The sequence below is a fragment of the Priestia sp. JNUCC 25 genome, assembly GCF_053667915.1.
Genome location: NZ_CM132211.1, coordinates 3,012,293 through 3,031,194, shown reverse-complemented (window position 1 = coordinate 3,031,194; position 18,902 = coordinate 3,012,293). Strand labels below are relative to the sequence as shown.

Annotated in this window: 25 protein-coding genes; 15 read left to right on the top strand and 10 right to left on the bottom strand. The window is 37.8% G+C overall.

Going from position 1 to position 18,902, the window contains the following annotated elements; all coding sequences use genetic code 11:
• Positions 1 to 160 precede the first annotated feature (160 nt).
• From JNUCC25_RS15520 to JNUCC25_RS15500, 5 genes are all read left to right on the top strand, one after another.
• A complete protein-coding gene (locus JNUCC25_RS15520) occupies positions 161 to 1,393 on the top strand; it encodes an NAD(P)-dependent malic enzyme (protein WP_454222105.1) in 1,233 nt (410 codons plus the stop codon).
• 164 nt (positions 1,394 to 1,557) lie between these two features.
• Positions 1,558 to 1,863 (top strand): antibiotic biosynthesis monooxygenase family protein, encoded by a 306-nt coding sequence (locus tag JNUCC25_RS15515; RefSeq protein WP_013057785.1) that lies wholly within the window; start codon positions 1,558 to 1,560, stop codon positions 1,861 to 1,863.
• Positions 1,860 to 2,225, top strand: coding sequence for a hypothetical protein (locus JNUCC25_RS15510; RefSeq protein WP_013057784.1), 366 nt, complete (start codon positions 1,860 to 1,862; stop codon positions 2,223 to 2,225). The genes JNUCC25_RS15515 and JNUCC25_RS15510 overlap by 4 nt, the downstream gene beginning before the upstream one ends.
• Before the next feature lie 192 nt (positions 2,226 to 2,417).
• Positions 2,418 to 3,062, top strand: coding sequence for a hypothetical protein (locus JNUCC25_RS15505; RefSeq protein WP_029322723.1), 645 nt, complete (start codon positions 2,418 to 2,420; stop codon positions 3,060 to 3,062).
• Positions 3,063 to 3,161: 99 nt separating this feature from the next.
• On the top strand, positions 3,162 to 3,581 hold the full coding sequence (locus tag JNUCC25_RS15500) for an Rrf2 family transcriptional regulator (protein ID WP_029322721.1): 420 nt from the start codon (positions 3,162 to 3,164) through the stop codon (positions 3,579 to 3,581).
• 30 nt (positions 3,582 to 3,611) lie between these two features.
• Here JNUCC25_RS15500 and JNUCC25_RS15495 read toward each other — a convergent pair whose 3' ends face one another.
• The 5 genes from JNUCC25_RS15495 to JNUCC25_RS15475 all read right to left on the bottom strand — a co-directional run bounded on the left by JNUCC25_RS15495 (position 3,612) and on the right by JNUCC25_RS15475 (position 7,603).
• Positions 3,612 to 5,234 (bottom strand): APC family permease, encoded by a 1,623-nt coding sequence (locus tag JNUCC25_RS15495; RefSeq protein WP_013057781.1) that lies wholly within the window; start codon positions 5,232 to 5,234, stop codon positions 3,612 to 3,614.
• A gap of 393 nt (positions 5,235 to 5,627) precedes the next feature.
• A complete protein-coding gene (locus tag JNUCC25_RS15490; protein WP_014459377.1) occupies positions 5,628 to 6,083 on the bottom strand; it encodes a hypothetical protein in 456 nt (151 codons plus the stop codon).
• Between the two features lie 241 nt (positions 6,084 to 6,324).
• The gene (locus JNUCC25_RS15485) at positions 6,325 to 6,777 is read right to left on the bottom strand and encodes a DMT family transporter (protein WP_454222102.1); all 453 of its coding nucleotides are present in this window, start codon (positions 6,775 to 6,777) and stop codon (positions 6,325 to 6,327) included.
• A 12-nt stretch (positions 6,778 to 6,789) separates the two neighbouring features.
• Positions 6,790 to 7,218: a DMT family transporter gene (locus JNUCC25_RS15480; protein WP_028409192.1), complete on the bottom strand. Its 429-nt coding sequence runs from the start codon at positions 7,216 to 7,218 to the stop codon at positions 6,790 to 6,792.
• Between the two features lie 70 nt (positions 7,219 to 7,288).
• A complete protein-coding gene (locus tag JNUCC25_RS15475) occupies positions 7,289 to 7,603 on the bottom strand; it encodes an ArsR/SmtB family transcription factor (RefSeq protein ID WP_013083854.1) in 315 nt (104 codons plus the stop codon).
• A gap of 294 nt (positions 7,604 to 7,897) precedes the next feature.
• Between JNUCC25_RS15475 and JNUCC25_RS15470 the strand changes: the two genes are divergently transcribed.
• The 3 genes from JNUCC25_RS15470 to JNUCC25_RS15460 all read left to right on the top strand — a co-directional run bounded on the left by JNUCC25_RS15470 (position 7,898) and on the right by JNUCC25_RS15460 (position 10,384).
• Positions 7,898 to 9,388 (top strand): MFS transporter, encoded by a 1,491-nt coding sequence (locus tag JNUCC25_RS15470; RefSeq protein ID WP_061859310.1) that lies wholly within the window; start codon positions 7,898 to 7,900, stop codon positions 9,386 to 9,388.
• A gap of 286 nt (positions 9,389 to 9,674) precedes the next feature.
• Entirely contained in the window at positions 9,675 to 9,845 is a 171-nt protein-coding gene (locus JNUCC25_RS15465) for a hypothetical protein (protein WP_013057775.1), read from the top strand.
• 146 nt (positions 9,846 to 9,991) lie between these two features.
• Positions 9,992 to 10,384 (top strand): hypothetical protein, encoded by a 393-nt coding sequence (locus JNUCC25_RS15460; protein WP_098526441.1) that lies wholly within the window; start codon positions 9,992 to 9,994, stop codon positions 10,382 to 10,384.
• 23 nt (positions 10,385 to 10,407) lie between these two features.
• Here the strand turns inward: JNUCC25_RS15460 and JNUCC25_RS15455 are convergent, their stop codons facing one another.
• Positions 10,408 to 10,764 carry a helix-turn-helix domain-containing protein gene (locus JNUCC25_RS15455; RefSeq protein ID WP_454222100.1) on the bottom strand — a complete coding sequence of 119 codons (357 nt, stop codon included), beginning with the start codon at positions 10,762 to 10,764 and terminating at the stop codon, positions 10,408 to 10,410.
• Between the two features lie 267 nt (positions 10,765 to 11,031).
• On the opposite strand from JNUCC25_RS15455, the gene JNUCC25_RS15450 reads away from it, so the two are divergent.
• Together JNUCC25_RS15450 and aspA are read left to right on the top strand one after the other, a co-directional pair.
• Positions 11,032 to 12,015 (top strand): asparaginase, encoded by a 984-nt coding sequence (locus JNUCC25_RS15450; RefSeq protein WP_013057772.1) that lies wholly within the window; start codon positions 11,032 to 11,034, stop codon positions 12,013 to 12,015.
• Positions 12,016 to 12,034: 19 nt separating this feature from the next.
• Complete coding sequence (gene aspA / locus JNUCC25_RS15445; RefSeq protein ID WP_013057771.1) at positions 12,035 to 13,465, top strand: aspartate ammonia-lyase; 1,431 nt, start codon at positions 12,035 to 12,037, stop codon at positions 13,463 to 13,465.
• A 32-nt stretch (positions 13,466 to 13,497) separates the two neighbouring features.
• On the opposite strand, the gene JNUCC25_RS15440 is transcribed toward aspA, so the two are convergent.
• The gene (locus JNUCC25_RS15440; protein ID WP_035439043.1) at positions 13,498 to 13,941 is read right to left on the bottom strand and encodes an HIT family protein; all 444 of its coding nucleotides are present in this window, start codon (positions 13,939 to 13,941) and stop codon (positions 13,498 to 13,500) included.
• A gap of 249 nt (positions 13,942 to 14,190) precedes the next feature.
• Between JNUCC25_RS15440 and JNUCC25_RS15435 the strand changes: the two genes are divergently transcribed.
• The 4 genes from JNUCC25_RS15435 to JNUCC25_RS15420 all read left to right on the top strand — a co-directional run bounded on the left by JNUCC25_RS15435 (position 14,191) and on the right by JNUCC25_RS15420 (position 16,377).
• A complete protein-coding gene (locus JNUCC25_RS15435) occupies positions 14,191 to 14,613 on the top strand; it encodes a MerR family transcriptional regulator (RefSeq protein ID WP_013057769.1) in 423 nt (140 codons plus the stop codon).
• Positions 14,614 to 15,040: 427 nt separating this feature from the next.
• Entirely contained in the window at positions 15,041 to 15,622 is a 582-nt protein-coding gene (gene clpP / locus JNUCC25_RS15430) for an ATP-dependent Clp endopeptidase proteolytic subunit ClpP (protein ID WP_013057768.1), read from the top strand.
• A gap of 12 nt (positions 15,623 to 15,634) precedes the next feature.
• Positions 15,635 to 15,799, top strand: coding sequence for a hypothetical protein (locus tag JNUCC25_RS15425; protein WP_013057767.1), 165 nt, complete (start codon positions 15,635 to 15,637; stop codon positions 15,797 to 15,799).
• 161 nt (positions 15,800 to 15,960) lie between these two features.
• A complete protein-coding gene (locus tag JNUCC25_RS15420; RefSeq protein WP_013057766.1) occupies positions 15,961 to 16,377 on the top strand; it encodes a hypothetical protein in 417 nt (138 codons plus the stop codon).
• A 280-nt stretch (positions 16,378 to 16,657) separates the two neighbouring features.
• On the opposite strand, the gene JNUCC25_RS15415 is transcribed toward JNUCC25_RS15420, so the two are convergent.
• Positions 16,658 to 16,927, bottom strand: coding sequence for a GlsB/YeaQ/YmgE family stress response membrane protein (locus tag JNUCC25_RS15415; protein WP_013057765.1), 270 nt, complete (start codon positions 16,925 to 16,927; stop codon positions 16,658 to 16,660).
• Between the two features lie 350 nt (positions 16,928 to 17,277).
• Between JNUCC25_RS15415 and JNUCC25_RS15410 the strand changes: the two genes are divergently transcribed.
• Positions 17,278 to 18,093 carry an STAS domain-containing protein gene (locus JNUCC25_RS15410; protein ID WP_013057764.1) on the top strand — a complete coding sequence of 272 codons (816 nt, stop codon included), beginning with the start codon at positions 17,278 to 17,280 and terminating at the stop codon, positions 18,091 to 18,093.
• Positions 18,094 to 18,136: 43 nt separating this feature from the next.
• Here the strand turns inward: JNUCC25_RS15410 and JNUCC25_RS15405 are convergent, their stop codons facing one another.
• Together JNUCC25_RS15405 and JNUCC25_RS15400 are read right to left on the bottom strand one after the other, a co-directional pair.
• The gene (locus JNUCC25_RS15405) at positions 18,137 to 18,322 is read right to left on the bottom strand and encodes an aspartyl-phosphate phosphatase Spo0E family protein (RefSeq protein ID WP_013057763.1); all 186 of its coding nucleotides are present in this window, start codon (positions 18,320 to 18,322) and stop codon (positions 18,137 to 18,139) included.
• A gap of 158 nt (positions 18,323 to 18,480) precedes the next feature.
• Positions 18,481 to 18,744: a GlsB/YeaQ/YmgE family stress response membrane protein gene (locus tag JNUCC25_RS15400; RefSeq protein ID WP_013057762.1), complete on the bottom strand. Its 264-nt coding sequence runs from the start codon at positions 18,742 to 18,744 to the stop codon at positions 18,481 to 18,483.
• Positions 18,745 to 18,902 lie beyond the last annotated feature (158 nt).

Sequence of the window (18,902 nt, the reverse complement as noted above, 5' to 3'; positions counted from 1 at the left end):
TCAAGCAAGATAGTTTACTTTTTATGTTCCTTGTTTCATAATGGCACTTGTCTGTGAATTTATTCGGTCAGGTTGTCTTACAATTATGGAGATAAAAAGCAAGTGTTAAATAAATTCATTAAAAAATTTAAATGTATAGAAAAAAGGAGAGAATACAATTATGTCACTACGTGATCAAGCACTACATATGCATCAAGAAAAACAAGGTAAGTTAGAAGTTAAATCAAAAGTTGAAGTTCAAAACGCTCAAGATTTAAGCTTAGCTTACTCTCCGGGAGTAGCAGAACCTTGTAAAGAAATTCATGAACATCCAGAAACGGTGTATGATTACACAATGAAAGGAAACATGGTCGGCGTTGTGACAAATGGTACCGCTGTTCTTGGCCTTGGAAACATCGGACCTGCGGCTTCACTTCCCGTTATGGAAGGAAAAGCAATTTTATTTAAAAGCTTTGCAGGCGTAGATGCATTCCCAATTACACTTGATACAACAGATACAGATAAAATTGTTGAAACTGTGAAATTAATGGCTCATACATTCGGAGGCATTAACTTAGAAGATATCGCAGCTCCACAGTGCTTTGAAATTGAAGAGCGCCTGAAAAAAGAAGTAGATATTCCTGTGTTCCATGATGATCAGCACGGCACAGCAATCGTAACGGTAGCAGGACTTGTAAATGCACTGAAAATTGTCAATAAATCAATGAAAGACTTAAAAATCGTCTTAAACGGAGCAGGAGCTGCCGGCATTGCCATTACAAAGCTTCTTTATTCTTACGGTGTACGTGACATGATTATGTGTGATACGAGAGGTGCTATTTATGAAGGCCGCTCTCAAGGTATGAACAAAGTGAAAGCTGAAGTGGCTTCTTATACAAACGTAAATAAAGAATGCGGTACGCTAAGCGATGTAATTAAAGGCGCAGATGTATTTATCGGTGTATCTGCAGCAGATGCATTATCTCAAGAGATGGTTAAATCAATGAATGAAGATGCAATTATCTTTGCGATGGCAAATCCTAATCCAGAAATCAAGCCAGACGCTGCAAAAGAAGCAGGAGCGGCTGTTATTGGAACAGGTCGTTCAGACTTCCCTAACCAAGTAAATAACGTTCTTGCATTCCCTGGAATTTTCCGCGGTGCGTTAGACGTTCGCGCTACTCATATCAACGAAGAAATGAAAAAAGCTGCTGTTGAAGCAATTGCAGCCCTTATTACAGAAGAAGAGCTAAACGCAGATTACGTTATCCCTGGACCATTTGATCCTCGCGTAGCGCCAGCTGTAGCAGAGTCTGTAGCAAAAGCGGCAATGGATTCAGGCGTTGCCCGCATTACAATTGATCCAGCACGTGTAAAAACACATACAGAACAATTAACAAAAATCGAAAACTAATAACGGGTAAAAAAGCCCTTTGAAACGCTGTTTCAAAGGGCTTTTTGTTTTAAAGACCTGCTGTAACCGCTGTGAAATCTAAACGTAACACCATTTCATCTCCCATATGATGTACAATAAAGAGAAAAGAACCCAGGTTTTGTATCATAAAGGGAGGAACAAAGATGTACACCGTATTTTCAACATTTAATGTACCGGATGAAAAAGCTGAAGAAGTGATTGGAATTTATAAAAATCGTTCAAAATCAGTCGACGAGGCTCCAGGATTTGTAGACTTTCTACTTCTTCAAAACGATAAGCGAGCAGGGGAGCTCACCGTTCAGCTTACATTTGATACGAAAGAGAATTATTTAAGCTGGGTACGAAGCGAAGATTTCAAGCGTATTCATGATTTAGAGAAAAAGTACCCTGATCAAGAACTGGCAGCCGTCATCCCAAAAGTTTCTCAGTACAAAGTGGTGGCACGATGAGTTCACTTCCCGTTAATAAGATCGTCGAAAGAGTAACGGAGAAAATCTACGAGTTAGAACCTTCTTTGCTCGAAAAATTCGGAGAGCGCGGTAAAGAAAGATGCCATGAAGATAATCATTATCATATGAAGTATCTTGAGACAACATATAAGTTAGACAACCTGAAAATTTTTACGGACTATGCCTTATGGTTAAACAATTTACTCACAAGTAGAGGCATGAAAACACAGCATATTATTGATAATTTTAATTTTATACAAGAAGCGCTGTTTGAATTAGATAATTACGGTGATAAACAAGTACAGGCGTATGTGACTTACTTAGAAGAAGCAAATCATATACTGAAGCAACAGCAGCTTTAAAAAAGAGGCTAGAACAAAAGTGTTTTAGTTGAAGGGAAATCCGAACGGGTTTGATTCTTGTTAGAGAATTCAATCTGTTCGGATTTTTTCATGGGTAGGGTAAACGTTGGTTTCCTGTATGTAGTTATGTCTCACTTTTTTTGTTTTACATATGTATAAAGGTGGAAATAAAAAAGAAAAAGGAGAATACATATGCAAAAACAGCTAACAAAAGGAATCCTTTTCTTAATTACTCTATGTATGATTGGAAGTGCGGCAGCTTGTTCAGGTGAACCAGCTAACAAGACAAAATCTGATAATCATAAAGCAGAGGAAAAACCAATTGAAGACCGTCAAGAATTGACAAAGCTACAGCAGTATTCGAGCGACCCAGACATTAAAAAGGGGAAAGATGAAGATTTTGACTTGATCGGTACGTTAAAAAAAGACGCTGAAAAAGAAATGACGCTGAATATCGATGATCAACTCGTTAAAGTACCAAAAAGCTCTGGGATGGAAGTGGAAGGCTCACAGCTAAAAGATATGATTAATAAAGAAGTAGAAGCTGAAATTGACGCAGCTAAACAAGAAGCAACTAGTATTGAATTAACTCCAAAAGCAAAAGCAGATAAAAATGGTGTGTATGAACAAGATGGAGACGAACGTAAAATTGTAGGTGTTTTTATAGAAGAAAGTAACAAACATATAACGGTAAAAGTTCCAAACGGCAAAAAAACGTATCAAAAAAGCACAGACTTTGAAAAAGAAGAAAAGGGCAGTTTAAAAGAAAAGACGGTATACCTTGAAATCAACTCAGCTAATGAAGTAGAAAGTATAGAAAAAGAAGACCGTGAATAAATAAAGCTAAAGTTCTTCTTTCCCTCCTTGCTCTCTTGACTTTTCCAACTGTGTCACTTAACGTTACAGTAGAGAAAGAAAAAAGGTGGTTTATGGAAGATGAACAGTGAATTTACCATTGCCGTGCACAGCTTAGTGTTCCTAGCAAATTTACCAGATCACCGAGCAAGCAGTGAATTGATTGCTTATAACATCTGTACCAATCCTGCACGGGTTCGGAAAATAATGAGTACACTCAGAAAAAACAACTTGGTTCGGACAAAAGAAGGGCTAGGCGGCGGTTATACTTTAGGCTGCAGTCCTGCTGAAATAAGTCTTGGATTGATTTACCGAGTTATATCGACAGGAACGCTGAAGCCTCACTGGTGCAGCGGCGACCCTGACGCTGACTGTATTGTGAAATCAAACATTCAAACAGTGATGGACGACATTTTTACAGAGAGTGAGCAAAGCGTAATCAGGCATTTAGATCAAATTACGATCGAAGACGTGCTGAAAAAAGTTAGAACTGCTCACTAAAAAGCACCTTGCTCATGCAAGGTGCTTTTGTTACGACTCTTCGGAAGCGGCTGTTTCAGCCGCTGCTGCTTTTAAGCCGTCATTTACTTTTCTTCCATTCTCTAAATACTCTGTTTTGAAACCGCTTTTTAAAGCCCATGTGTAGAAGAGAAGAGAAACAACAACAATAATTCCCATATCCCATCCATATTTAATGACATTAAGGCCCCCAAACTTTTCGCTTCCAAGCCATGAAATAGTCATCATACAAAGTAAGTATACAACCATCCATACGCCGCCTTTGAAGTTCTGTCGAAAGCCTTTCCATTTAGCCTTTGCTTGATAATAAAAATAAATAGGCAGGCCGATTAAAATAATAAACAAAACTTGTCCAGTTAGCGGCCAGCGCGCCCAATATAGCGTTAATGAAGCAAAAATAAAGCCGAGCGGCGCAATAATGCTTAATCCTTTTAAACGAAGGGGACGATATAAATCGCTTCCAGTTCGTCTTAGCGTCATAACTGTAACAGGACCTGTAATGTAAGAAATAAGCGTAGCGACTGAAATAATTTCAGCAAGCACGCCCCAGCCCCGAAATAAAAACAAAAAGACAAGAGAAACAGCTAAGTTAAAAAACATGGCTTGACGCGGAACACCATAAATAGGATGAAGGCGTCCTAGAACACTTGGCAAATATTTATTTTGTTCCATACCATAAATCATTCGAGCAGTAGTAGCTGTATACGTAATACCTGTTCCAGATGGTGAAACAAACGCATCTGCATACAGGACAATTACAAGCCAGTTGATGTTAAGCGCAATGGCTAAATCTGCAAATGGAGAGTTGAAATTTAAATGACTCCATCCCTTCGCAATATCAGAAGGGTTTACCGCACCGATAAAAGCAATTTGAAGAAGCAAATAAATGACTGTAGCCACTAAAATTGAGCCTACAACCGCAATCGGAATAGCTCTTCCAGGATTCTTTGCTTCTCCAGCCATATTAATGGGGCTTTGAAAGCCGTTAAAAGCGAACACAATTCCAGACGTAGCAACAGCTGTTAGCACACTAGCCCAGCCGTTTGGTGCGATGCTGCTTCCAGAAGTGAAGTTCTCTCCGTGAAAGCCTACAAATAAAAGTGCTCCAATTGTAAGTCCCGGTATAACAATTTTAAAAATAGTGATTAACGAGTTGGCCTTGGAAAATAGTCCAACTGTCCAATAATTCAGTAAAAAGTAAATAATCAATAGCACAGTAGCGATAGCTAATCCTTCGCCAGTTAACGTTCCTTTTTCTACGAGGTGGCTTGTCCACTGTGCCCACTTCCAAGGCCATGAGCTCATATATTGTACAGAAGCTACTGCTTCGACTGGAATAACGGATACAATCGCAATCCAGTTTGCCCAAGCAGCAATAAAACCAATAAACGAACCGTGCGAGTACTGCGTATACTTGACCATCCCGCCAGCTTCGGGAAACATGGATCCTAATTCACTGTAAGAAAGTGCAATAAATAAAATAACGACCATTCCAATGACCCATGATAAAATAGCAGCCGGACCTGCAATTTGAGCTGCTCGCCACGCTCCAAATAACCAGCCGGAACCAATAATTGATCCAAGTCCCGTCATGGTTAACGCGAATGTTCCCATTCTTCGATGTAAATTGTTCATCTGACTAACACCTTTCATATAAAATAAGTCTTTCAATTAAACGTTGTTGCTTTATTATTATTATTCTGAAATCTTTGGTTGTCAACTTTTGTCGTTACATGCAGTTCTTGATACCTATTGATTTCCATTTATGCAGGACAGCTATCCTCAACCTTTCTGCCAAGGTAATTAAAGCGCTTTACTTTCTTTTTTATCCTACAGGAAACCCTACAGAAATAGATACAATCCGACAAAAAGTTATCAACTTCGTACCTTATGCACTAGCAATATGAAAAAATTAGGGGATAAGTGGTAGTTATATTCCCTAAATACGTGAAGAAAAAACATACTCCATAATAAAGCCCCCTTTGAATAGAGGAATAAATACCTTCAAAAGGGGGGAGAGTTGGAATTTTATCTTTCTTGATGTTTATACTCGAGTAGTTTTACGACGTTTTCTACATCATTTTCAGCAGAAAGTTCGTTGATATTCACTTTATAAATAAGCGTATCCGTTGCAAAAAATTCATCTTCTCCCTCGGGTTTTACTTTTAAGTTCAAGATTTTCACCCGCACAATATGAGTGAACTTACCGCCTTTGCCGGGCTGTATTTCACCCATTTGTATCCCGATATCATCTTTTTTAATCGGGCGAACTTTTACTTTTTTATGCTGTTTACCGTAAACCTTCTCATAATGAGAAGTAATATCTTGATGTACCCAAGGTTCAAGAGATTGATAAATAAAATCTTTTACAACAGGCTGACTTACGTGTGATTCTATATTTTCTTCTGGTATATTTTCTTCTGCGGAAATGGAAAGCGTAAAACAAAAAAAGACAAATGCTGCTAAAAATAAAAATTTTCCCACGAAAAAACCCACCTTACCTGTTCGTTTATGTAGCTGATTTTCTAGATCTGCCTCTTTATCTTTTGAACAAAGGCAGGAAGGTATGCACAATTTTTTTTGTGGAATTTACCTTATTTAAAATCAATTTAGTTTAAATAAAATATGTTCTAAATAATTGATTGAAAATTCAGATGTGGTTTACGTACAAAAAATAGCCAAGTGTGCCTTTACATAAGGACACTTGGCTATTTTCATGAACATTTTATGCTGCTGTTTTCTTATTGCCTTTAAAAATAAAATAAAGAGCTAATAGCATAAATGCTACACCAATCCAGCGGGATAGATCAAAGGGTACTTCCTTGCTTCCAAACCAGCCAAAATGGTCAATAATCATACTTGCAAATAACTGACCGATAACAGTTGAGATATTAGCTGCTGTTACACCAATTTTAGGTACAGCTAAAACAGTTAAAAATAAATAAGATGCTCCGAATAAGGCGCAGGTAAGCTGCCATTTAGGGACATCAAAAACAGAGAGAATGTTTCCTTGACCAAAGAATACAACGACAATCGTTAAAATCATGGCACCTATCGCAAAGGTTAAAAAAGCTGTTTCAAACGTACCTGTTTTTTTACTTAGTGTACCGTTAATAGAAGACTGAGCGCTTAGCGTTAATCCTCCTATTAAGGTAAGTATCACCATCAATAAACTCATCGTAAAACCCTCCTAGAAAATAAGCACAAGCGCAATTCCCATACATACAATAGCCATTACGCGTTCTTTGTTAATTTTAATTTTGCTGCTGCCAAGCCAACCAAAATGCTCAATGATCATGCTTGTAATCATTTGGCCCACAATAACAGCAACCATTGAAACGCCAATTCCGATAAAGGGGATACTAATCACTAGAATTGTTAAATAAACCGTACCTAATAAACCGCCGGTTAAATTCCACTTAGGCGCTTTTAAGACGTAAGGTAAATCTCCCTTTCCAGCAAATAAAGTGGTCAGACCTAAAATGAGCGTTCCCATAATAAAAATATAATAACTGCTTTCAAGTTTTCCCACTGTTTTTCCGAGTTCTCCGGCAATAGCGCCTTCCATACTTAAAGCCGCGCCGCCTAGAACCGCAACCAAATAAACCAACAACTTCACATTTATCACTCCAACACTTCTTTATATTTGTATATCTAGAAAAATAGATATAATGAGTGAAAAAAACTCGTTAAAGTTTTTTTCGTAAGAATGAAGAAAGCTCTTGAAGCGTTTCTTCATTTCGGCGATAGTATGTCCATTGACCGTGCCGAATTGACTCTAACAAACCTGCTTTTTGCATCATGGAAAGATAACTGGACACTGTGGACTGAGACAGCTGAGCTTTTTCCTGAATATCTCCCACGCAAACACCGCCTCTGCTGCTGACCTCCTTAGGCAAATGTGCTTGTTTGTCTTTAAAATGCTTTTCAGGTTCTTTTAACCACTCCAATATATTTAATCGAGTTTCATTAGATAATGCTTTAAAGATATCAATAGGTTTCATACTTATTATTTTATTCGTCACAGCTCAGATGTCAAATGTTCAAGTTTGCATTTTATAGCTAAATAAAAAGCGATGGGTTGAATTATAACAGCTGTAAACAAAAAGTCAACTTATAAAAGAGTATAAAGAAGAACGTTTTATTCGGCTGTTTTTCTACTTATATAATTAAAAAGCACCTTATTTTTTGAGTAGAACAGATGACATATTCCTTATTTTTTAAGGGGTAGTTTAGTAAAATAGAAAAAAGTGAATAACAAAAGAAGCTAGTCTATTTACTCAGGGGGAGGGCTGCATATGCAAGGGAAAACAAAACAAGTGCGCTTTCGTAATATGGTAGCGTATGGATTTGGGGATTTGTTTGGCGGAGGATCCTTTTTTATTATCGGCACATTATTTATGGTTTTTTTAACAGATGTAGTCGGGCTTTCTCCTGTAGAAGCAGGAACGATTGTAGCTCTTGGAAAAGTGTGGGATGCTTTGTTAGATCCAACCATTGGGTACATATCTGATCATCTTCAGACAAAAAAAGGACGAAGAAGAGTCTTTTTTCTTTTTGGAATCATTCCAGTTGCCATCACGTTCAGCATGCTTTGGATTCCTATTGAAGGTTCGCATATGTTCAAATACACCTATTTTATCTTAGCCTATCTTTTGTTTAACACGGCGTTTGGTATGGTGATGGTCCCTTACAACACGCTAGCAGCAGAAATGACTACAGATTATAGTATTCGTTCGAAAATGACGGGAATACGCATGGTCTTTTCACAAGGCGCTTCATTTTTAGGCGCTTTCTTTCCAAAACGAATCATTGATGCATTTCCAGGTGGACAAGGGTATTTAATCATGGGAATTATCTTTGGTCTTCTTTTTGCTCTTCCATGGATTTTTGTCTATAAAGGAACTTGGGATAGCGGAGAAGTAGTGGAACGAAAAAAGAAAAGCGGATTTTGGTTAGAATTTAAGCAGCTTTTTATCAGTTTTGGAAGTGCATTTAAAAATAAGTCGTTTAACGTGTATCTTGCCATGTACTTAGCATCTTACATTGCAATGGATGTATTTAATGCTCTTTTCTTTTATTTTATTGCCTATTACATGCTGCGCGAAGCTATTTATGCAGACACCCTAAGCTTTGTGCAAATTACACAAGTGCTATTTATTCCTCTTGTTACGTACATAGCCATTAAGTTAGGAAATAAATTAACCTATAACTTCAGCATGATCATCTGGGGAACGGGCATTGTTTTATTCAGTTTCCTAACAACAGATAGCTCGTTAGTTCTTATTTATTTAGCAGCATTTTTCTTAGGAAGCGGTCATTCTGGAGCGATTATGATTCCATGGAATGTACTGCCGTTCGTATCAGATGTAGATGAAATGATTACGACAAAAAGAAGAGAGGGCGTGTATGCAGGGCTGATGTCGTTTATTCGAAAATCTTCTCAGGCGCTTGCGATTTTTCTTGTTGGTGTTGCCTTAAAGAATATTGGTTATGTACCAAACGCCGAGCAGTCAGCGTCTACGCTGGCCGGCTTACAAAAGCTGTTCATGATTGTACCTGCTATTTTGATTCTCGCTGGAATTATCGCAACCATATGGTTTAAAATAAGTCCGGAAAATCACAAAATCTTATTAGCTGAAATTCAAAGAAGAAAAAAGGGAGGCCGAGCGAAAGACGTTACTCCTGAAGCGCAAGCGGTTTGTGAAAGTTTAACGGGTTATAAATACGAACAGCTTTGGAAAGACGTAACCATTTCAAAAGAAATTCGAGATAAAACGGTTGTTTAACCTTGAACTTCGCGAAAAAGCGCAAAATTTTCCGCGCAAGCATTCGCTAATTATATCCAATAAGAAACTTCCTCTGACGTATTGCCTTTTGACAAGAAAAGAAATTCTCCTGTCTATCGACTCATTTTTCAGGTGAATTTTAGAAAGGAAGGATTTCTTACCATTAAAGATGTGCAATTTGGCACGTCTTGATAGGGTGGATTGTACAACTTATAATAAAACTATAAACTAGCCACAGGCGCTTTCAAGGCGCAGGTATAAATTAGAAAGAAGGAAGGTACAGTTTATGCCAATTCGATATGTTTGTCCACAATGCCAAGGAGCCGGTAAGAAATTTGGATTTATAAAGTGCAAAGTGTGCAACGGCGAAGGAAACATTATCATGTCTTCTAATGAGCCAGATCCAACTAAAAATAAAAAATTAAAATCATCTTCTAAACAAGACAAAGCAATGTAAGCTATTGCTAGTAAAGGTATGTATGAACCCCGCTTTTCTATAAAAAAGCGGGGTTTTCTGCTAGACAGACAAACGCTTTTCTTATGATACAATAAAATGAAAATCGCTAAAATAAGGGATAGGGAACTGAAAGAAGAGGGAGATAGATGGAATACATCGCAAAACAATTTACGCCGCAGTTAGAACAACATATACATACAGTTGAAAGATCTATGCAAGAACTTCTCAAATCAATATATGCACAATATAAAGAAGCTTTTGAAAAAAAAGGGATGGAGCTTTCTGTAGGTGTGATCCGTGAAGGAGAAAATCCTTTTCAGCTCGGTTACCACGCCACTATTCACGTGGGTATTTTGGAAAAAGATGAGTTTTTAGACGGTCTTTTTATTCCTGTCTGGCACTGTGTACGCACGTTTTGGGGCATCCGTTCTTCGAGGAAGCTCCCAGGCAGCAAGATAACCGGAGAGCTGGTGGAAGAAACAGAAGAGGAAATAACAAAAGAAGTAGTAGGCTATTTAGAAATGCAGCTAGAAGATTAGAAGCACCCTGCTTCTAATCTTCTTTAAATTGAAGAAGGTGTAGTTTCTTTTTCAATTTGTCTTTTAGCACGAATAAAAGCTGTCAGCTGCTGAATTTCTTCTTGAGATAGTTCCGCACCGTCAACCGTAATCGTATGAGTTTGAGGCGATGTTAATTCAATGGGTGCATCTGAAAGAGAATGAGGTTCCTTTTCCTTACCTAGCAAGTAGTCTGTTGATGTATCAAATAGTTCTGCGATTGTAACGAGTGCTTCAAGAGAAGGACGACGATAGCCAGATTCGTATCCTGCGTAGGTGCTTTTAGCAATTTCAAGCTGGTCAGCTGTATATTGAAGAGACCATTTTTTTTCTTTCCTGAGTTGAGCTAATCTGCTTAACATTCATGACGCTCCTTTGTAGGTGTAGTATGTAAAAAACCGAGGCATTCAGCTCGCGCGCAGATCTTTGTAATCAAACCGTGAGCTAATTTACATTTTTATTCATTATATCATTGCTGCAGAGAAAAGTGTACGCGAAACGAATAATTTTTCTCTTGATTTATTGATTTTTCGTTACTATAATTACAGGTGAAGTACGCGAAATGAATATAATTTATTTGATAGATTGTCAGGTTTTTTTACAAAAATTAAGCAAAGGGGATGTCGGTTTTGAAAAAACTATTATTGTTATCAACTGGTGGAACGGTCGCTTCACTTGAAGGTGAAAATGGACTTGTTCCTGGAATGGAGCCAGATCAATTACTAAGCTACATACCTGATTTAAATGAACACTGTCAAATTGACAGCAAATCTCTTATGAATCTTGATAGTACAAATATGCAGCCAGAATGTTGGATAGAGATGGCAAAAGCGATCGAAGAGCATTATAATGAATACGATGGTTTTGTTATCACCCATGGAACTGATACAATGGCCTACACATCGGCAGCTCTTTCTTACATGCTTCAGCATTCTAAAAAACCAATTGCGATTACAGGATCTCAAATTCCTATTTCATTTAGTAAAACGGACGCGAAGCGCAATATTGCAGATGCGATTCGCTTTGCTTGTGAAGAAACAGGCGGAGTCTATGTAGTCTTTGACGGTCGTGTGATTCAAGGCACAAGAGCAATCAAGCTTCGTACAAAAAGCTATGATGCATTTGAAAGCATTAATTATCCATACGTGGCGTCTATCCATGATAATACGGTGGAATATACAAAACCCGTTCGCTCTAGTAAAGAAGAGTTGACGGTTAATACATCTCTTTGTACGGATGTAGCAGTTGTTAAACTGTTTCCCGGCATTAAACCTGAATTTTTCGATGGATTAAAGGATGTATATCAAGGCGTTGTTGTTGAAAGCTATGGAAGTGGAGGTATTCCATTTCAAGTTCGCAACATTTTAGCCAAGCTTGTTGAGTTAACAAACCACGGTGTATCCGTTGTCATTACGACTCAATGTCTTGAAGAAGGAGAAGACATGGGCATTTATGAAGTAGGCCGAATGATTAATCATGACAGCGTCGTGCGCTCAAAAAACATGAACACAGAAGCCATTGTTCCTAAATTAATGTGGGTGCTCGGACAAACGAAAGACCCTCACCAAGTTAAAAAGATGATGGAAACGTCGATTGCAGAAGATATTAATTAAAAAGAAAGCAGGTACAGCTATGAAACAAGAAACAGCAGGATATCGTACAGAAGCTGATTTTCTAGGAGAAAAACAAATCCCAGCAGACGTATACTACGGTGTACAAACCGCACGTGCCGTAGAAAATTTCCCGATTACGGGTTATAAAGTACATGAAGAAATGATTAAAGCGCTTGCTATTGTAAAAAAAGCGGCAGCGCTTGCAAATATGGATACAAAGCGCTTGTATGAGGGTATTGGAAATGCGATTGTGCAAGCAGCTGATGAAATCTTAGCAGGTCAGTGGCATGAATACTTTATTGTGGACCCTATTCAAGGTGGAGCAGGAACGTCAATGAATATGAATGCTAATGAAGTTATTGCAAACCGTGCTCTTGAAATTATGGGAAATAATAAAGGGGAGTATGGTAAATTAAGTCCTAACAGCCATGTGAATATGTCTCAGTCAACAAATGATGTATTTCCAACGGCTATCCATATTTCAACGCTGAACTTATTAAATAAACTTCTTGTTACAATGAATGATATGCATGATGTGTTCAAGCGAAAAGCGCAAGAATTTGATCATGTAATTAAAATGGGCCGTACGCACCTTCAAGATGCTGTACCCGTTCGTCTTGGTCAAGAGTTTGAAGCATACAGCCGCGTGTTAGCGCGCGACATTAAGCGTATCAGCGCAACGCGTGACCACTTGCATGAAGTAAATATGGGGGCGACAGCTGTTGGAACAGGCTTAAATGCAGATCCTCGCTATATTGAAAATGTAGTCAAACACTTAGCCGATATCAGCGGTCTGCCGCTTGTGCATGCAGAGCATTTAGTGGACGCTACTCAAAATACAGATGCTTATACAGAAGTATCTGCAGCGCTTAAAATCTGTATGACGAATATGTCTAAAATTGCAAATGACCTGCGTTTAATGGCCTCTGGACCTCGTGCAGGTCTAGGAGAAATCAGCCTTCCAGCCCGTCAGCCTGGTTCTTCAATCATGCCAGGAAAAGTAAACCCGGTTATGGCTGAATTAATCAATCAAATTGCGTTTCAAGTAATGGGAAATGACCAAACGATCTCTCTTGCTTCAGAAGCAGGTCAGATGGAGCTTAACGTCATGGAACCTGTGCTTGTATTTAACTTGCTTCAATCAATCAGCATCATGAACAACGGTTTCAGAAGCTTTACAGATCACTGTTTAGCAGGAATTGAAGCAAACGAAACGCGCATGAAAGAATATGTAGAAAAAAGCGTAGGAATTATTACAGCTGTTAACCCTCACTTAGGCTATGAAGTCGTATCGCGTATTGCGCGTGAAGCGATTTTAACAGGAAAACCAATTCGTGAGCTTTGCCTTCAATACGATGTGTTAACAGAAGAGGAATTAGATCTCATTTTAAATCCATTTGAAATGACGAACCCTGGTATTGCAGGAAGTTCATTGTTTGATCGACAATAAAAAGAACGGCTTCCTTATGGAAGCCGTTTTTTTTATGAAGACATGTGATGAATGACGCGGCGCATTTTCTGAGCTGTTGCAGCCAAGACGTCATCTTTTTCAGCATATTGAGGAATTTGCGTATAAAAACCTCCGAAACACTCCTCTTTATATCTCGGAACGATGTGCATGTGAAAGTGAGTTAACTCGTTAAACATCCCGCCGTTTTGAGAGAGAGTAACTCCGTCTGGAACAAAGAGCGTCTTCACTGCTTTTGTCATTAGCTTCGCTGCATTCATCACGGCCAGTATGTGTTCAGTATCAAATTCGTCGATTTCCACTATATGTGTTTTAGGAAGAATTAAGACGTGTCCTTCGTTAAATGGCTTGTGATCTAATAGGCACGTCACAAACGAATCTTCAAATATCACATGCGATTTCTCTTGGTTATTTGCTAATCGACACCCTAAGCAATCTATACGTGGATTCACCATCATACGTTCTCTCCTTTTTAAGATAACTAAAGTGTAGCACGAGAAGTATCAGGAGGAATAGTTTGAAATATACACAGGTATTTTTTCGCTTAGTAAAGAGAGCCCGGATATATGACCTGGGCTCTTTGTTTTGTTCTTTTTATATGGTTAGTTGTTTTATCTAAAATTTACCATGGTTTTAATTGTAAAAATAAAATCTTTACAGTATAATGATAGTGTAACAGTTAACTGTAACTAATAAGGGGGGATTGTTTGAATACATATACAGGAAAGCAAATTACGGAGTTATTAAATAATGAAGGTGCGGACTTGAACCTGCGTACGGTACGGTATTACACGCAAATAGAAATTGTTCCTCCGCTAGTGCTAGTAGGGAATAAGCGTGTCTATACAGATCAGCACGTTCACTACTTTCGAGCCGTTTTAACATTATCAAAAGCAGGTGAGTCACTAGCTTCCATTCAAAAAACGCTGTGTTCCATGAGTGATGAAGAAGTAAAAAATATCGGTGCGCAGCTCCCTCTTTACCAAAGCAAACAAATTCAAAATCAAGAAATGCATCAAGTCAATGAAGATGTGTTTGTAGCTATGAATCGAAATTTATCAGCGGACGTACGGCAAAAAGTAATTGAGTCTGTTACTCAAATTTTAAAGGATCATTCATCGCATGATTAAATTAGCTGTGGCAAAATCAGTAATGGAAAAAGAAGAAGGAATGAACCACCTTTGTATTACATTTGAACGTTCGCAAGTAAAAGTAACAAATATCACGATTGATATTCAGCTGCCCGAAGGTCTGTTTAAAACGACAAACTTAAATGGATACCGGGAAAACAGACAGGGGCAAATCGAAGTAAAACATATCGACGATGAACCTCTATTAATAGAGCTCTACACGGAAGAGACTGTTTTATATCCACAGGCAGAGATTGCAGTTGCTGTGACTTACCGCGATGAAACCTTGCATATACAGCAAGAAAGGCATTCTCTAATGATTAAATTTACGGATGAAGAGTTGATAGGGGATTCATTTTTAAATCATGAAATCAGTGCAAAAGTGAAAAAATTTTCTCGTACTAATTCAGTGGAAAGAGGCGGTCACATGAACTTAACTCCATATGTAGTAGAACAAACAAGCAAAGGAGAGCGTGCCTATGATATTTATTCAAGGCTGTTGCTCGACCGAGTGATTATGCTCACAGGTGAAGTTACGGATGAGGTGGCTACTAGCATTATTGCTCAGCTTTTATTTTTAGATGCAGAAAACCCAGAAAAGGATATCAGCATTTATATTAATTCACCGGGAGGATCTATTACAGCGGGCATGGCTATTTTTGATACGATGCAGCTTATACGTGCAGATGTAAGCACATTGTGTATAGGGCTAGCGGCATCTATGGGTTCATTTTTACTAGCGGGCGGTCAAAAAGGGAAACGTTTTGCTCTTCCTAATAGCGAAGTGATGATTCATCAGCCGCTAGGAGGAGCAAAAGGACAAGCAGCTGAAATTGAGATTCGAGCGAAGCGTATTTTGCGGTTAAAAGACCACCTAAATGAACTGCTGTCTGAACGAACAGGGCAATCGCTGTCAACGATTAAAAAAGACACTGATCGAGATACATTCTTTACAGCGGATGAAGCAAAAGAATATGGCATGATTGATCAAATTTTAGTTCATCAATAAGGAGGATACCGTGTGGAAAAAACAAATCGTTATTCAGTAGAATATGAATGGGCGAACGTGATTTTTTATCAAGAAGTAGAAGCAATGACTATACAAGAAGCAAAAGAGCGAATTCAACATGCAAAAATAAACGCCGCTATTCGCGCTGTTCATGTCATAGAAGATGTCGAATCGTAACGAAAAACTGGATCCTTTCGGGGATTCAGTTTTTTTGAGCAAATGAAGCAGGGATTTATATGAAGAAAGGAGAATGCAAAAAGAGATTTAAAAACGAGCAGCTGGTAGCATCATTCAGCAAGAACATCTCATTTCAATTACACAAAGAAAGGTAGATGTAAATGAAAAAAGTATGGTCTGGATTAGTTGTTCTCATTGCTATTTGTTGGGTGATAACAGGATGTCAGCAAAGCAGTGCTTCAAGCGGTACTGTTGAACAAAAGCTCGTGATCGAAAAATACATAGCCGATAATCAATATGGCCATGCGGTTAAAATGAAAGATCAAAATCAAGTACAGAAAGTGCAGCAGTGGTTAAAAGATGTATCATGGAGAGAAGAAAAAGCTGAAATGATTCGAAAACCTAACTACATTCTTCACTTTGAACCGGTGGAAACAAAAAAGGATATAAAGGTACAATCTTATCGGATGTGGGTCAACTTAGGAAACGAAACCGTTGAATTAGCTACAGATACACACTACGCACAGTTAAAGGGCAAACAAGCAAGATCATTTATTGAATTAGTAGAGCCCAAATAGAAAGCAACTATAAAACAATGTCCAATGAAAGCTAAAACTGCACTTGTTCATATTGGAGCTACCTTCACCGATATGCTTGATGATCTCGAAGGCACAGGGCTGCTCCTTACTAACGCGCTTGATATGAGGGTGTAGAAGTATTAAATGTGAGAGGTGACAAGCAGCCATTTTTAAATGTAGCAATAAAGAGTTACACTTACAGGTAGGTTCATTGTTAAAACATTTTGCTATAAGAAGTAAGGGAAAAAGAGAAATCAAGACGCTGATTTCTCTTTTTTATTCAGGCATGTCGATGATTATTATTTCCGCGCATTTTGCGTAAAACAAAACTCACAATTAAGACTAAAATAACAGCACCAATAATAGCAGGAACAATTGCGAATCCGCCAATCTCTGGACCAAAATCTCCAAAAATTAGAGAGCCTAACCATGCTCCAATAAACCCGGCAATGATGTTTCCGATAATTCCACCTGGAACATCTCGTCCTGTCAACGCACCGGCAAGCCAGCCGATAAGTCCTCCAACAATAAGCGTCCAAATAAATGACATATACCTAACCTCCTTTTTATAGGGAATTCCTTTTCAGTCTTTCCTAAAACACACTTTGTCATGCGACATGCTTGCTGCATACCCTTTTACATTTTTTTATCTATTTATCATATATGCTAAGATAGCCCAACATTAAATTGAAGAGTTATGTATGAGAATCCACTGTGAAAGTAACGATAAAATGAAGGAGAGAAGTTCAGCTCGTGTACGTTTTAGATTCAATTTAGCTCATTCTATTCGTAAAAGGGGACATCCGGTTCATTTTTTAAAGCTTTTTCCCTTAGTTTTACTTTTTTTAACGGTATTTGTGATATCATTTTAAGTAAACAAATTCTTAACGGGAGAACAATATGGAGTCATTATTATTAGATAAAAAGCTTAAACACATTACGAATTTAATTTTAGAAAAAAAAGAAGAGTTCTCAAAACAAAAAAAATATGAAGAAAAAGATATTCAACAACAACTAGAACCGTGGCGCGTTCATTTAATTCAAATATATGCTGATTCTGTCTCAACAAATGATACCAAAAACTTTGAAGTACTTGAGGAATGGGGAAGAGAAGTAGCGAATTTACTCGTTGTCCTTCAGCTTCCGTTGGATGTAGCATTAGAAGAAATCAGCTATTACCGAAATGTTATCGGAGAAATTATTAAAGAAGAAGCAAAAGCTGAGACGTTTACGTTTGATGCCTTCTATCAAGTTATTTCTCGTTTCAACGTAGTAGTAGACAAGGCTGTACACTGGGTTAGTAAATCATATATGACGGACTTTGCAAACAAAATTCAATCCGCACGCTATGCAATTGATGAACTTTCAATTCCTGTGGTACGCATTACGAAAGAAATTGGCGTGATTCCTCTTGTTGGCGATTTAGATACAAATCGCGCTCAAATTTTAATGGAAAATGCGCTTCAACACGGCAGCGACTACAAGCTAAATTGGCTGATTATTGATTTATACGCGGTTCCAATTATTGATACGATGGTAGCGGACCAAATTTTTAAAGTAATCGGTGCTTTAAGATTATTAGGAATTCAAGTGGTTTTAAGCGGGATTCGCGCTGAAATTGCTCAGACGATGGTGAACTTAGGGTTAGATTTGGCTGACATTACGACTTTCAGCAGCCTTCACCAAGCAGTGGAATACGTTAATCAAGCGGACTAATACAACACAAAAGCCCATGATATGGTTACATACTCACGGGCTTTTATTGGTAGAAGAAAATTTGAAGTTTATTTAATAAAGCATCTAATGATTGACTAACTTGAAGTGTGTTAGGACTTGTCATTCCTTCACGGACAGCCGTTTGAATCATTAACGTTCGTGTCTGTTCGATTTCTTCTATTAGTATTTGGTACATGGATTTGTCTTTTGAGTGGGTTGAAAGCAGCATGTTAATTCCTCTTTTTTCTATAGTGATTATGGTTAAATTAACATTAAGAGGTTTATTTTTCAATATTATGAAATTAAAAATAGTAAATTTTAAGAATTTTTCATATAAAAAAAGAACCTCTTTTTCAACAGAGGTTCTTTTTCTAATATAATAATTTATTAGGCATGTTTATGATTACCACGCATTTTTCTCATAATGAAACTTACGATTAACACTAAAATGATTGATCCGATAATAGCAGGAATAATAGCAAATCCACCTACAACTGGTCCGAAGCTTCCAAAGATAGCTGAACCTAACCAAGAACCGATAAAACCGGCAATAATGTTACCAATAATACCTCCTGGAACGTCTCTTCCCGTAATTAATCCGGCAAGCCACCCAATAATACCACCTACAATAAGTGCCCATAAAAATGACATAAATATCATCCTCCTTTTTAATGATGTATTGCTTATATAGGTTAATACCCCACTTAAAAGAAAACTATTCACTGAATAGCAAAAAAAATAAAAAAAACTTGTAAAAGGATTTAAGAACTGCGATAGAGTCATAGAAAATAGACTAACTAGTATATAAT

Excerpts from the sequence above, each read along its gene's own strand:
- JNUCC25_RS15405 (WP_013057763.1), bottom strand. The coding sequence starts at position 18,322 with ATGCTGCTTTCAACCCACTCAAAAGACAAATCCATGTACCAAATACTA.
- clpP (WP_013057768.1), top strand. The coding sequence starts at position 15,041 with ATGAACTTAACTCCATATGTAGTAGAACAAACAAGCAAAGGAGAGCGT.
- JNUCC25_RS15410 (WP_013057764.1), top strand. The coding sequence starts at position 17,278 with ATGGAGTCATTATTATTAGATAAAAAGCTTAAACACATTACGAATTTA.
- JNUCC25_RS15495 (WP_013057781.1), bottom strand. The coding sequence starts at position 5,234 with ATGAACAATTTACATCGAAGAATGGGAACATTCGCGTTAACCATGACG.
- JNUCC25_RS15400 (WP_013057762.1), bottom strand. The coding sequence starts at position 18,744 with ATGTCATTTTTATGGGCACTTATTGTAGGTGGTATTATTGGGTGGCTT.
- JNUCC25_RS15510 (WP_013057784.1), top strand. The coding sequence starts at position 1,860 with ATGAGTTCACTTCCCGTTAATAAGATCGTCGAAAGAGTAACGGAGAAA.
- JNUCC25_RS15460 (WP_098526441.1), top strand. The coding sequence starts at position 9,992 with ATGGAATACATCGCAAAACAATTTACGCCGCAGTTAGAACAACATATA.
- JNUCC25_RS15520 (WP_454222105.1), top strand. The coding sequence starts at position 161 with ATGTCACTACGTGATCAAGCACTACATATGCATCAAGAAAAACAAGGT.
- JNUCC25_RS15440 (WP_035439043.1), bottom strand. The coding sequence starts at position 13,941 with ATGATGGTGAATCCACGTATAGATTGCTTAGGGTGTCGATTAGCAAAT.
- JNUCC25_RS15455 (WP_454222100.1), bottom strand. The coding sequence starts at position 10,764 with ATGTTAAGCAGATTAGCTCAACTCAGGAAAGAAAAAAAATGGTCTCTT.
- JNUCC25_RS15415 (WP_013057765.1), bottom strand. The coding sequence starts at position 16,927 with ATGTCATTTATTTGGACGCTTATTGTTGGAGGACTTATCGGCTGGCTT.
- JNUCC25_RS15485 (WP_454222102.1), bottom strand. The coding sequence starts at position 6,777 with ATGAGTTTATTGATGGTGATACTTACCTTAATAGGAGGATTAACGCTA.
- JNUCC25_RS15515 (WP_013057785.1), top strand. The coding sequence starts at position 1,558 with ATGTACACCGTATTTTCAACATTTAATGTACCGGATGAAAAAGCTGAA.
- aspA (WP_013057771.1), top strand. The coding sequence starts at position 12,035 with ATGAAACAAGAAACAGCAGGATATCGTACAGAAGCTGATTTTCTAGGA.
- JNUCC25_RS15505 (WP_029322723.1), top strand. The coding sequence starts at position 2,418 with ATGCAAAAACAGCTAACAAAAGGAATCCTTTTCTTAATTACTCTATGT.
- JNUCC25_RS15500 (WP_029322721.1), top strand. The coding sequence starts at position 3,162 with ATGAACAGTGAATTTACCATTGCCGTGCACAGCTTAGTGTTCCTAGCA.
- JNUCC25_RS15470 (WP_061859310.1), top strand. The coding sequence starts at position 7,898 with ATGCAAGGGAAAACAAAACAAGTGCGCTTTCGTAATATGGTAGCGTAT.
- JNUCC25_RS15420 (WP_013057766.1), top strand. The coding sequence starts at position 15,961 with ATGAAAAAAGTATGGTCTGGATTAGTTGTTCTCATTGCTATTTGTTGG.
- JNUCC25_RS15465 (WP_013057775.1), top strand. The coding sequence starts at position 9,675 with ATGCCAATTCGATATGTTTGTCCACAATGCCAAGGAGCCGGTAAGAAA.
- JNUCC25_RS15475 (WP_013083854.1), bottom strand. The coding sequence starts at position 7,603 with ATGAAACCTATTGATATCTTTAAAGCATTATCTAATGAAACTCGATTA.